Origin of the sequence: Vibrio superstes, from assembly GCF_003569005.1 — a bacterium.
Lineage (GTDB): Bacteria > Pseudomonadota > Gammaproteobacteria > Enterobacterales > Vibrionaceae > Vibrio > Vibrio superstes.
The window spans coordinates 376527-388937 of sequence record NZ_BCUR01000004.1; the positions used below are offsets into that span (position 1 = coordinate 376527).

Consider the following 12411-nt stretch of genomic DNA (forward strand, 5'->3'; position numbering starts at 1 on the left):
TAATTTGGCCCCATTATCTAGTAAAATATGATATATAAAAGTTAGTTACTATCCGTTTAGCGTATAGGTGAGGCCATGAACTGGACCCTAGATCAATTGCAGTCATTTGTATACTCAGCTCAATTGGGCTCCTTCTCTGCTGCTGCCCGTAAGTTAGGCAAGGCACAATCTCGAGTCAGTACCGCGGTCGCAAACTTAGAGGCGGACCTAGGCTTTGAGCTGTTTGATCGCTCTCGTAAACTACCTGAGCTTACTCCTCTTGGAAAAGAGATGCTGGTGGAGGCAAAAGGTGTGCTTGAGCAAGCACAGCGGCTGCAATCACGAGCGTTAAGTGCCTCTAAAAAGGAAGAGATTGAGCTGGTGTTAGCGGTGGATGAGGCGATTCAGGTTATGGCATTTGCCCCTATATTTGTTGAGCTGGGTGAGGCTTTTCCAAATCTAAAACTGACTATTATCAATGGATCTAGAGAAGATATTGCGCTGTATATAGAGCAAGGAAAAGCGGACCTCGGGGTGTTATTTAAGTCACGTCAAATTGATGAAGAACTAGAGTTTACATCCATTGGACAGTATCGATTGCGACTCATTGCAGGGCAAGACCATCCTCTTACTCGCTTAAAGTCACCGACCATAGTGGATCTGCAACAGTATCGGCAGTTTGTTATCTGCGATCGCAATGGAGAAGGTCGCGATGAACCTTTAGTCGCTCACCATTGGTACATTGACAGCTATTTTGTCATCGGTGATTTAGTGGGAAATGGAATGGGGTGGGCGCTCATTCCTGATCATATTGCTTCAGCGCAGTGGTATCGTGATAGTTTGGTGCAGTTACCCGCAGACAACTTGCCAGTTAGCCTTACTGCTGAGGTTGGGTTGATTCGCCGACGAGAAAATGGGATCGGTGTGGTGAGTGAGTGGTTGCATCACGCATTGAAAAATATCTTCATTCAACCATCCAGTATTTAGGCCATGTGCTAGTGAAACAGACCTTACTGTTTCTCCGGCACACTTTGCGCGGTAATGCAGTCATCATGCGTGAAATAGGCCACAGTAATAGCCATAAGAGCAAGTATCCCTGTCGGTATCAAATAGAGTGGGGTTTGATAGTAGTAAAAATAAAAACTCATGCCCGCAAAGATAACGTTCATGCCTACCGCTGACATAGAGGCGACATTCTTTTTGAGAATGCCCACCGCCATTAGCATTTCTAACACAGCAATAAAGTAGCCGTACCAAGTGGATAGGCACATATCGCTAAATGGTCGATGAATCAGTTCCATCCCCGAAAATTTGGCGATACTCGATAGCCCAAAAACGAGCGACAGTATGATGCTGAATACCTTTATCAGCCTCTTTTCTTTTTGATCCATAGATTTCCCTAGATAGCTCTCACATTTAACGGCCACTAGACTCAATCTCGGGGGGCGGGAAAGTGATATGCAACTGAGCGCTTAGTGTGTGGTGTGAATTGAAACAAATCGCGAACAATAATTATACCGTACAGCTCACAGAATAGTAACATTTTGATCCAAAAAGATTTTTTGTTGTAGTGCAGATGGAATAGCTAACGCTTTTAATTACCATCTTAGGTAAAAGGTAACGTGAACTTACATTGGCTGACATTTCCAGTTTTAGTTTTTAGAGTAATAACTAAAATTTTAAGTTCTTTTAAAACAATAATTTAGTGGTGATTGTTTGAATTGAAATGTTACGGTCATGTTTGCGTCACTATTTTCTTAAAAAACTGAAACCAGAATGCAATGTAAGCCTCTTAGTTTCCCTACCCATTAATAACCTAGTAGGGAAACACAACAATGCTACCGTCAAAAAAATCCTTTCTCGCAACCCTAGTTGCCTTAACCCTAGCTGGCTGTAATAGCGGCAGCACCGATTCAGGTAATGATACGCAAAAACCTGATGAGCCGAATATTCCAGAGGCCCAAGCAGAGCTAACCATAGGCTTGCTTCCTGATACTCAGGCTGATGGTATTAAGGTTGCTGAGCACCCAATGAGAGCAGTGCTAGATAAGCATCTTGAGCAAGGGGTTAACATTGTTATTCCTGTTGGTGACCTAACAGACAAAGGCACAACGACCGAGTGGGAAAGCTGGGTTGGAATTGCTCGTGAGTACAAGGCTCAAGGAATGGAGTTTCTACCCTTGATGGGCAACCACGAAGATAGCTTCGCTTATACCACGGAGTGGATTGACTACATGAAGGAATTCATTCCCGAGGACGCGGTGCACATGCCTAAGCGTGAGTGGTTGAACTACTACGTGATTCGTAAGAACACCCTGATTATCCCACTCGCGTATTGGAACCTGCCAATTGCTTTCCCGTGGATAAAAGACGTAGTAGCTGAGCATCGTGACAATATCGATCACGTTGTGATTGCCAGTCATGATGGCTTAGTGGGTGCGAAATATGGTGAGACACGCGAGCTTATCGTTGAAGGCACAGAGGGTGGCTATCGCGACGATAAACTGCACAGCCAGTGGGATCAGATCCGAGACTTCTTCTATGAGAATGACGTGGTATGGGTTCAGGGACACGAGCATCTTTACCAACGTTCAGTAATTAAAGCGCCAGTAGGCACAGAGACTCAATCTTGGACTCCTACAGGGGGCAATTATCGCCTTCCTCAATACACTCAGATTGTTAGCGGTAACGCGTCGTACAAAGGCTATGAGTTCCGCTATGGTGAGCGTGAGCTAGTGCAAAACGTAATTCAGATGAAGATGGGCACATATAACGAGGGGTATGACTCGTACGCCTATGATGTGAATGCGGCGCAACTTGCTATCAAGGGTGATCGCATAGATTACACGGCATTCTCTGCACCACATACCGTTAAGCACAATGACGATGGCGCAAAAGAACTTGCTGATCCAGAGTGGGTATTAATGGACAAGTTTTCACGCACCAATAATCGCTGTGAAAAAATCATCTATGCCAATAGCCTGCCTGAAGATATGCGACCAGTGATGGAGTACACCCCTAGCTATCGCACCAATGAATGTGTTGCCGATGATGGATCACGAGTGAGGGTTTTGGCTGGAGAGAACAATACCTTTAACCGTGTCGATTCAACAGAAAGAACGCTTAGTTGGACAGAGGGTTACAGCAAGGCGCAAAGCCAAAATGAGCTGATGCGTATGGCTTATCAATTCTTGTTCCAAAAGCATGCTTCTTGGACACCGAACTTAAATGGTGATGAGCGTATCTATGCCAATGAAGAGAACGAAAATGTCACCGTTCGTGCTACGACGATTGATATGAAGAAACTGTTATCACTGAGTTGGTCTGAAGCAAGCAAAGAAACGGCATCGGACATTGTGATTATCTCTGGCACTCAAAACCAATCAGGTATTTACCAAAATGCATATGGCGGTGAAAAGGATATTCAGACTGAACAAGGCATGCCAGGAAGCCAACCTGATGGCTCAGCAAAAGCGCCTCATCCTCTACCTAGCTACGCAACGGCAGACTGGGATTTGTTAAAGCAATCATCAGACCCATATGCCTTCCAATTTGAAGTAGCGCCAGGGGTAGACCTTGAAAAGCATCAGCTGGCATGGAAAAAAGGTTGGGGAGAATGGCAGACCATTACCTCTGATGAGTGTGTATTTGAAGGGCGTTTTGAAGACGAGTATCTAGATACACCGCCAAACCGAGCTCCAGGATGTCATGCCGAGCCCTTGGTCGGTATAGACGCTGCGGAGAATAACTTCTGGGTTGTACTTCATGGTGATGCAGAGATTGCTCTGATCAAGTAATTCGAAATTAGAACTATAGGGGTGGCAGAGTCCCACCCCTTATCCTTTCCCCAAACAAGTTTGTACCTTATTTATGTTAAACCGTATCTGTTTACTGTTATCCGCTATTCTGTTGGTTTGGTTTGTTAGTGGCTGCTCCGAATCAATCACTGAAACCAAACCACAAAGCCAACAGATTGATTGGCTGGATCTTATTCCTGAAGAGGAGCGACTAGCTCTATCTCAGCAAATTCAAACCTTGCAAGCAATGCCATTACACAATGAAGAAGCCCCCGGATTAGACCAGCAATATGGATTGGGAGAGGTAGATTATGCCACTTCTTTAGCGGGTGAGAATATTCGCCTAGCTGGTTTCATGGTCCCACTTGAAGGGGAAAATGGCATGGTGACTGAGTTCATCTTGGTGCCCTTCTTTGGCGCGTGTATCCATGTGCCACCACCACCAGCGAACCAAATGATTGTTGTACGCTACGAGTCAGGCATTCCAGCAAGCTATTTCTTTGATTCTATTGTGATTGAGGGAGCTTTGGAGATGACGGAATTTGAAAGCAACGGTATTGGGATCGGATACAAAATGACTGCAACATACGTAGGACCCAACGTATAGAATTAACCAACTATTGAGGGTATTTGACCTATGATAATCAAATAGATCATCATAGGTCAAATACCCTTTAAGCTGTACAGAAGTAAAAATGCTGATTGCCATAAAATCAATATAAAGTTGCATAAACACATCTATGCAATAGGACTGATGAGGAGTAGATTCTGCGTACTCTTTAACCTTTATTTATGTGTGAAATTGCGTAATGGCTGATACAACCCCCACTCCTTTTGAATCTCTTCTTCCTCCAGAAATGGCCGTACGTGCCGCTGATGTAGGTGAAAGCAAAGCAACTAAGAAGCCAATAAAATCATTTATGTTAGCGATTGCAGCTGGCATGCACATTGGTATCGCATTCGTTTTTTATACTGTGGTGACGACGGGCGCTGCGGAAATGCCTTATGGTATGGCGAAGTTGATGGGCGGATTAGCGTTCAGCCTCGGGCTGATACTTGTGGTTATCACAGGCGGTGAGCTATTTACCAGCACAGTGCTGACTCTCGTTGCTAAGGTGAGTGGTCGAATAACTTGGGGTCAACTGGCCAAGAACTGGTGCGTTGTTTACTTCGGTAATTTTGTTGGCGCCATGATGCTGGTGGGTATTATGATGGTCACTAAAGAATATATGAGTGATGGAGGGCTGATGGGGCTCAATGCCATGGCCATTTCACAGCATAAGCTTCACCATACTTTCTGGCAGGCCGTTGCGTTAGGCCTGATGTGTAACCTTTTGGTTTGTTTGGCTATTTGGATGACATATAGCGCTCGTTCCCTTACAGATAAAGTGATTATCTTGATCTTGCCAGTGGCAATGTTTGTGGCATCGGGCTTTGAACACAGCATCGCAAACATGTTCCAAGTGCCTATGGCGATTGCGATTAAAAACTTCGCACCCGCAGAGTTTTGGCAAATGACAGGGGCAAACATTGCTAACTATGCTGATCTCAACGTTCTGGATTTTGTTATAAACAACCTAATACCCGTAACTATTGGCAATATCATTGGTGGTGGTTTGTTTGTGGGTATCTACTTTTGGATGATCTATCTGAAAGACTAAGGAGTAATTTTCCCTCGAATATTGTGCCTGTCACCTTTCCATAGGCGCAATTTGTTGTATGCATTTAAGTGATTGGTCATAATGATGAGAGCATTATTAGGACCTATCGCTTTTTATGACGCAAACCCCAAAGAAGAACAGACCCACGCTACAGGACGTAGCCGATCTGGTTGGCGTAACCAAGATGACGGTATCACGTTATTTACGTAATCCAGATTCAGTAGCCGAAAAAACACGCCACAAGATCTCTGCGGTATTAGAGGAGGTCGGTTATATCGAGAACCGAGCCCCAGCCATGCTTTCAAAATCGTCTAGTAAAGCTATCGGGGTATTGCTTCCATCACTCTCCAACCAAATCTTTGCCTCTTTCGTTCAAGGAATTGAAGCGGTTACAAAAGAGCACGGTTATGAAATTCTAATTGCCCACTTCAGCTATGACGAGCAGGAAGAAGAGCGCAAGATAGCGTCTTTACTTGCCTATCAAGTTGACGGTTTAATTTTAACCGAAAGCCATCACACCAAGCGCACCTTGCAGATGATAAAGAGCGCAAATGTGCCCGTAGTTGAAACAATGGAGCTTCCTGAAAACCCTATTGATATAGCCGTTGGACTAGATCACGTGGAGGCTTCTTATGTCGCGGTCAAAAAGCTGATCGCGGCGGGTAAAACCTCCATCGCCTATTTTGGTGCTCGTCTTGATACTCGTACTAAATTGCGTATGCAGGGCTACGATAAAGCATTGCTAGAAGCAGGATTGGAGCTAAAACACATACTGACCTCAGAGCACTCAAGCTCGTCATTAGGGCATGCGTTGTTAGATAAAGCCTTGCAAACCTATCCTAATCTAGATGGTGTATTTTGTACCAACGATGATATCGCAATAGGTACTGTATTAAGCGCTCAGCAGCGCGGTATAGAAGTGCCTAAGCAGATTTCGGTAATTGGTTACAATGCCTTGGAAATGGGGCAAACCATCCGCCCAATATTGACCAGCATTGATACCCCTAGATACGAAATTGGCTCGAAAAGTGCAGACCTTCTTATTCAGCGTTTGCAGGGTACATTGACGACTAGCCCACAAGTAGATATGGGTTATAGCTTTACTCAAGGTGAGAGTGTATAGGGATAAAAAAGCCAACGAACGTTCGTTGGCCTAAGATTCCTCACATCTAATTAATAGCTAGATGATAAAGCTAGCGCCTTCTTCTGCGCTGGTGACAGTCTGGCGAATCGTCTTAAACAAGTTACGTCCCCATGTCATTTGATCCGCTTCAGTATCGATAGTTAACAATGTACGACCGCTAGTGTCAGCAAGATTGTTTAGCTCCGATGTTTGACAGTCCAAACGAATCATATCGCCATCTCTAACTAAACCAATGGCGCCACCGCGAATTGCTTCAGGAGAGATGTGGATTGCGGATGGGATCTTGCCTGATGCACCGGATAAGCGGCCATCAGTGACCAATGCCACCTTATGGCCTGCCTTTTGGATATTGCCGAGAATTGGCATGAGCTTGTGAAGTTCAGGCATGCCGTTTGCTGCTGGACCATTGTGGGTGACCACCACAACACAGTCTTTATTCAGTTCTCCGCGCTGGTACGCCGCTTCAACATCGTGCTGAGACTGAAAGACAATTGCAGGAGCTTCAATAGTGCGTTGATCTTCTTTTACTGCAGACACCTTCACCACTGAACGGCCTAGGTTGCCATCTAACACTCGAGTACCGCCAGTCGCCTGGAATACTTCATCTGTTGCTGAGATAACACCTGAATCGGCACTCCCTTGGCAGTGATTCCAAACCAATTCTCCATCATTCAAGCTTGGCAGTGTCATCTGCTCTTCGAAGCTTCCAAAGGTCGGAGTCACATCGCGATGCAGTAGGTTTGCTTCATCCAGCCTATGTAATAGAGCAGGAACGCCACCGGCTTCTTGAAACGCGTTCATGTCCGCGGGACCGTTTGGATAGACTCGAGCCAGCAGAGGAACAGTATTAGAAAGATCGCTAATGTCCTGCCAGGTTAGTTGAATACCTGCCGCGCGGGCCACAGCCAACATATGGATGGTGTGGTTGGTACTGCCACCAGAAGCAAGCAAGGCAATCACACCATTGATAAGACTCTTCTCAGTGACAACATCCGAAAGAGGGCGGAAGTTACTTGAGCCCGCGGTCATTGACGCAATCTTTTTGGAGGCAAAGTCTGTTAATGCATGGCGAAGATCAGAGTTTGGTTGAATAAACGCAGAACCCGGCAGCATCAAGCCCATCGCTTCAAACACCAGTTGATTGGTGTTTGCTGTGCCGTAGAAGGTACAAGTACCGGGTGAATGGTATGCCTGACATTCCATTTCAAGAAGGGCATCTTTACCTACTTCACCCGCAGCGTATTGCTGACGAACGCTGACCTTTTCTTCATTGCTGATGCCTGTTGGCATTAGGCCTGCTGGGATGAATGCTGCTGGCAGGTGCGCGTAAGCGAGTGCCCCCATCAGTTGCCCCGGAGCAATTTTGTCACAGATACCCAGTAGCAAGGTGGCATCAAACATATTGTGGCTTAGAGAAAGGGCCGTTGATTGTGCGATTAAATCACGAGAAAACAAAGACATATCCATGCCAGCCTGACCTTGGGTCACGCCATCACACATAGCAGGGACGCCGCCAGCTACTTGTGCTGTGTGGCCTAGCTCGGCAAGAGATTTCTTTATTTGGTCTGGGTAATGCTGATAAGGCTGATGCGCACTTAACATGTCATTGTAAGAGGTAATCAGCGCCACATTTGAGCGTGTAAAATCTAGAATCTGGCTCTTTTCAGATGAGCAGGAGGCAGCTACAGCATGGGCGAGGTTGCCACAGGACAAATGAGCACGCACCTTACCTTGTTCGGCTTGTTGCTGAGTTTGAGCCATAAAAACAGTACGACTTTTAAGGCTACGTTCAATCAAACGCTCTGTTACGGCTTGGACGGTTGGATGAATCATGCAAGGTTCTCACTTTTTTCTGTAATGGCAGCGGCAGAGCGCTCAACGACTTCTGCGATACTGCAGTCAATATCAACGGCAATGGTCTTTGGTTCTGAGTCTGGTCTTTCTAAGGCTTCAAATTGACTGGTGACCATATTCAGTTTCATAAAGTGGCCTTTACGTTGCTTCATACGCTCCATGATAAGGTCGATGCTACCGTCCAAGAATAAGAAGGTAACGTTGCCATTGCCTTCACGAATTTGGTCGCGATATTTCTTTTTTAGAGCAGAGCACACGATAACTCCATGTTCATTTTTGCTTTCTAGGCTATAGGCAGCATCACGAATTCGTTCTAGCCAAGGTGTACGATCGTCATCATCCAATGGCATTCCGGACGCCATTTTCTGAATGTTTGCTCTAGGGTGAAGATCATCACCATCGATGAACTTGTACCCTAACTTCTGTGCTAACTGAGCGCCGATAGTGCTTTTTCCACTCGCACATACACCCATTACGATAATGCTACTGCCCGCCATAATTGTTCCTTTCGATAAAGTTTGCGCGTGATCTCAATTTTCGATATCACTTCAAAATATAGGTTTATCTTATTATTGTTACGGGTAACATGTTACCCGTAACTTAGTTAGATGTGAACCAACACACAAATATTTTAATTCTAAAGGTGAGACCATGGAGCAGATCGCTCAAGCCGCAGATCCTACATATCTGTTAACTATTGCAGGGCTAGCTATAGCAGCATTGCTAATCCTAATCATTAAACTAAAAGTTCACGCTTTTGCTTCTTTGACTCTTGTGAGTCTGGGTACAGCGATTGCAACAGGCGTTAGCACAGACCAAGTGGTACCAACCATGATGGGCGGTTTTGGAGGCACATTAGCCTCGGTTGCTCTGCTTGTTGGCCTTGGCGCTATGATAGGTAAAATACTCGAGGTAACTGGCGGTGCTAAGGTGCTTGCGGATACCTTGATAGGGCGCTTTGGTAAAGAGCGCGCACCTTTAGCTTTGGGTATCGCATCCTTGCTATTTGGCTTCCCTATCTTCTTTGATGCTGGCCTTGTGGTCATGATGCCAATCATCTTTAGCGTCGCTAAGCGCTTTGGTGGCTCACCGCTTAAATATGCTCTGCCTTCGGCAGGTGCATTCGCGGTTATGCATGCCTTTGTACCACCGCATCCTGGTCCAGTAGCTGCCGCTGATTTACTCGGTGCGAACATAGGTCTACTTCTGTTTGTGGGTATCTTGGTAGCAATTCCTACTTGGTACTTTGGCGCTTATCTTTTTGGTTTGTACGCAGGCAAGAAATTCGACATTCCATTATCAAAAGCTTTCTTCAATAGTGACGCTATTGTTGATGAATCTAAGCTACCAAAATTTGGTACGGTAATGGCTATCTTGGTTCTGCCGGTTGTCCTTATCTGTCTTGATACTGGTTTGAATACACTGGCGGTTGCGGGTGTGATTGACGGTAAATCAGCAGTGGTAGAATTCCTGCGTATGTTGGGTAAAACACCGGTTGCGCTTTTGATTACTCTACTGGTTTGTTTGTTGGTATTTGCCAAAGACTACGGCATGGCAAAGCTTGAAAAACTGTGTGGTGACTCTCTTGCGCCTATCTGTGCTGTAATTCTAGTGACCGGTGCTGGTGGCATGTTTGGTGGCGTACTTCGCGCTAGCGGCATTGGTGATGCACTTGCCGGTGTGCTGGCAGATACGGGTATGCCTATCGTGGTTGCAGCTTTTGTGATTTCAACGTGTCTACGAGTGGCTCAGGGTTCAGCAACCGTAGCATTGACCACGACTGCAGCCTTGATTGCTCCAACAGTAGCGGCCACTACAGGCCTTTCTGAGCTAGACCTTTGTTTCATCGTTATCTCTATCGCAGGCGGTGCAACCGTACTGTCTCACTTTAACGACTCTGGCTTCTGGTTGGTTTCCCGTCTAATGGAAATGGATGAGAAGACCACATTGAAAACTTGGACAGTAATGGAGACGCTACTAGGTAGTATTGCCTTCATCATTGTGGCAACTCTTAGCTTCATTCTTTAGAGGTCGACATGTCGAATATTGAACAGCAACTACGTGAGATTAAGGTAGTTCCAGTCATTACTATTAACAATGCACAGCAAGCGGTGCCTTTAGCTAAAGTGCTAGTAGAAAATGGTTTACCGTGCGCTGAGGTTACGTTTCGCACCGAGGCGGGTGCAGAGTCCATTCGCCTAATGCGCGAAGCTTACCCTGACTTGCTTATTGGTGCAGGCACAGTGTTAAGCACTGCGCAAGTTGACCAAGCAATAGAGGCGGGCGCCGACTTTGTTGTAAGCCCTGGCTTAAACCCTAAGGTCGTGACCTACTGTCAGCAGCGCAGCATGCCGATTGTTCCTGGGGTAAACAACCCAAGCTTGGTGGAACAAGCGATGGAACTTGGGTTGAAGACATTGAAGTTCTTCCCTGCTGAGCCATCTGGTGGTGTACCTATGCTCAGGGCACTTACGGCTGTTTATCCAGTAAGCTTCATGCCTACTGGTGGAGTCAGTCCTAAGAACCTACAAGACTATCTTGCAATTGATGCAGTAGTGGCTTGTGGGGGTACTTGGATTGTTCCGACTAAGCTTGTTGATGAACAAGATTGGGATGCGATAGCGCAATTGATAAAGGCGCTATAACTGACTGATTTATCATATATGAGAAGCCGATAGGGAAACCTATCGGCTTTTTTTGTGCGTACGTAAAGGGACTAGTTTGCTGTTATTTGCACAGTGTCATTGGGAGTTTCGCTTTTTTCAATCTTGTTGGCTTTGATGATTAATAGCAACCCAATGAGTGGAACAACCGCTGCGGTGTAAGGAATCATGCTCGCCCCAAGCTGCCCATCTAAGACCATGCCACCAAGGAAGCCGCCAAATGCATTCGCCAGGTTAAAGGCTGAAATGTTGGCTGTAGCGGCGAGTTCTTGACCCTCACCTCCGTGGTTCATTACGCGTAATTGCATTGCAGGTACGTTAGCAAATGAAGCAATACCAAAGATAAATAGTGAGCCGACGAAGAGTATTTTACTGCCAGTAAACATACCGACTAGTAGGAGTGATGCGATGAGGGCGATGGCCCAAAACATGGAGGCCTTGGTTAGGCTTTTATCTGAAGAGCGACCACCCAATGTATTACCAATAATTAAGCCAACACCAACCAATACCAGAATCCAAGTAACCGAGTCTTGCTCAAAGCCAGTCACATGCATGGCGATAGGGGCAATGTAGCCGTAGAGTGTCATAAAGCCTGACCAAGCAAAAGCAGTAATGGCTAAACTTATCAATAGCATAGGATTCTTGAAGGCTTGTAGTTGGGTCTTGATGTCTTTCGCTTCACTGTGTCCTGAAGAGTGGATAGCAAGCATGATAAACACAAGTGCAACAGCGCCAAAACCGGCCACAGTCAAAAAGGTATTGCTCCAACCAAAGGTTAGGCTTATCCAAGTACCTGCTGGTACACCCAGCACGTTGGCTAGGGTAAGTCCTGCAAACATTTGCCCTACAGCTCTACCAGCCATCTTCTCCGAAACTAGATTTGTCGCAACCACCGCACCGATACCGTAAAAAGGTCCCTGTACTAGACCTGCGATTACGCGACTAGCGAGTAGTAAAGTGTAATTAGGCGCCAGCGCCGAGAGTATGTTGCCTAGGATAAATAGCCCCATTAGGCCAATAAGTACGTTCTTTTTATTAAACTTGGCCAGATAAATGGTCAGGATTGGGCCACCGACAACGATAGCCAGTGCGTATGCGCTGATTAAGTATCCCGCTTGTCCTTCAGTGATAGAGAGTGATGTAGCAATTTGTGGAAGGATACCTGCGATAACAAACTCGGCAGTGCCTATGGCAAAGGCCGCCAGCGTTAATATCCAAACCTGCATTGGCATTTTTTGTTGAGTCATAACTTACTCCAGTAATTCGTTTCAATAGCGCAATTATTACTCTTTATTTATATTTTGATAATTAGT

General features: G+C 45.8%; 11 protein-coding genes. 7 read left to right on the plus strand and 4 right to left on the minus strand.

Annotation, left to right across the window (positions count from 1 at the left end; translation table 11 throughout):
• Nucleotides 1-75 precede the first annotated feature (75 nt).
• Nucleotides 76-966: a LysR family transcriptional regulator gene (locus D5I41_RS09775; RefSeq protein WP_119009634.1), complete on the plus strand. Its 891-nt coding sequence runs from the start codon at nucleotides 76-78 to the stop codon at nucleotides 964-966.
• A 23-nt stretch (nucleotides 967-989) separates the two neighbouring features.
• On the opposite strand, the gene D5I41_RS09780 is transcribed toward D5I41_RS09775, so the two are convergent.
• Nucleotides 990-1370: a hypothetical protein gene (locus D5I41_RS09780; RefSeq protein WP_119009635.1), complete on the minus strand. Its 381-nt coding sequence runs from the start codon at nucleotides 1368-1370 to the stop codon at nucleotides 990-992.
• A gap of 444 nt (nucleotides 1371-1814) precedes the next feature.
• On the opposite strand from D5I41_RS09780, the gene D5I41_RS09785 reads away from it, so the two are divergent.
• The 4 genes from D5I41_RS09785 (at nucleotide 1815) to D5I41_RS09800 (ending at nucleotide 6560) form a co-directional block, all read left to right on the plus strand.
• Nucleotides 1815-3776: a metallophosphoesterase family protein gene (locus D5I41_RS09785; protein ID WP_119009636.1), complete on the plus strand. Its 1962-nt coding sequence runs from the start codon at nucleotides 1815-1817 to the stop codon at nucleotides 3774-3776.
• 73 nt (nucleotides 3777-3849) lie between these two features.
• Nucleotides 3850-4383, plus strand: coding sequence for a DUF3299 domain-containing protein (locus D5I41_RS09790; protein WP_235868900.1), 534 nt, complete (start codon nucleotides 3850-3852; stop codon nucleotides 4381-4383).
• 202 nt (nucleotides 4384-4585) lie between these two features.
• Complete coding sequence (gene focA, locus D5I41_RS09795; protein WP_017028757.1) at nucleotides 4586-5437, plus strand: formate transporter FocA; 852 nt, start codon at nucleotides 4586-4588, stop codon at nucleotides 5435-5437.
• A gap of 115 nt (nucleotides 5438-5552) precedes the next feature.
• The gene (locus D5I41_RS09800; RefSeq protein WP_119009637.1) at nucleotides 5553-6560 is read left to right on the plus strand and encodes a LacI family DNA-binding transcriptional regulator; all 1008 of its coding nucleotides are present in this window, start codon (nucleotides 5553-5555) and stop codon (nucleotides 6558-6560) included.
• Nucleotides 6561-6617: 57 nt separating this feature from the next.
• Here D5I41_RS09800 and edd read toward each other — a convergent pair whose 3' ends face one another.
• Nucleotides 6618-8414 (minus strand): phosphogluconate dehydratase, encoded by a 1797-nt coding sequence (edd, locus tag D5I41_RS09805; protein ID WP_119009638.1) that lies wholly within the window; start codon nucleotides 8412-8414, stop codon nucleotides 6618-6620.
• Complete coding sequence (locus D5I41_RS09810) at nucleotides 8411-8932, minus strand: gluconokinase (protein WP_119009639.1); 522 nt, start codon at nucleotides 8930-8932, stop codon at nucleotides 8411-8413. The genes edd and D5I41_RS09810 overlap by 4 nt, the downstream gene beginning before the upstream one ends.
• A gap of 154 nt (nucleotides 8933-9086) precedes the next feature.
• Between D5I41_RS09810 and D5I41_RS09815 the strand changes: the two genes are divergently transcribed.
• Complete coding sequence (locus D5I41_RS09815) at nucleotides 9087-10463, plus strand: GntP family permease (RefSeq protein WP_119009640.1); 1377 nt, start codon at nucleotides 9087-9089, stop codon at nucleotides 10461-10463.
• Between the two features lie 8 nt (nucleotides 10464-10471).
• Nucleotides 10472-11080 (plus strand): bifunctional 4-hydroxy-2-oxoglutarate aldolase/2-dehydro-3-deoxy-phosphogluconate aldolase, encoded by a 609-nt coding sequence (locus tag D5I41_RS09820; RefSeq protein WP_119009641.1) that lies wholly within the window; start codon nucleotides 10472-10474, stop codon nucleotides 11078-11080.
• Between the two features lie 71 nt (nucleotides 11081-11151).
• On the opposite strand, the gene D5I41_RS09825 is transcribed toward D5I41_RS09820, so the two are convergent.
• The gene (locus D5I41_RS09825; protein WP_119009642.1) at nucleotides 11152-12345 is read right to left on the minus strand and encodes an MFS transporter; all 1194 of its coding nucleotides are present in this window, start codon (nucleotides 12343-12345) and stop codon (nucleotides 11152-11154) included.
• Nucleotides 12346-12411: the final 66 nt, after the last annotated feature.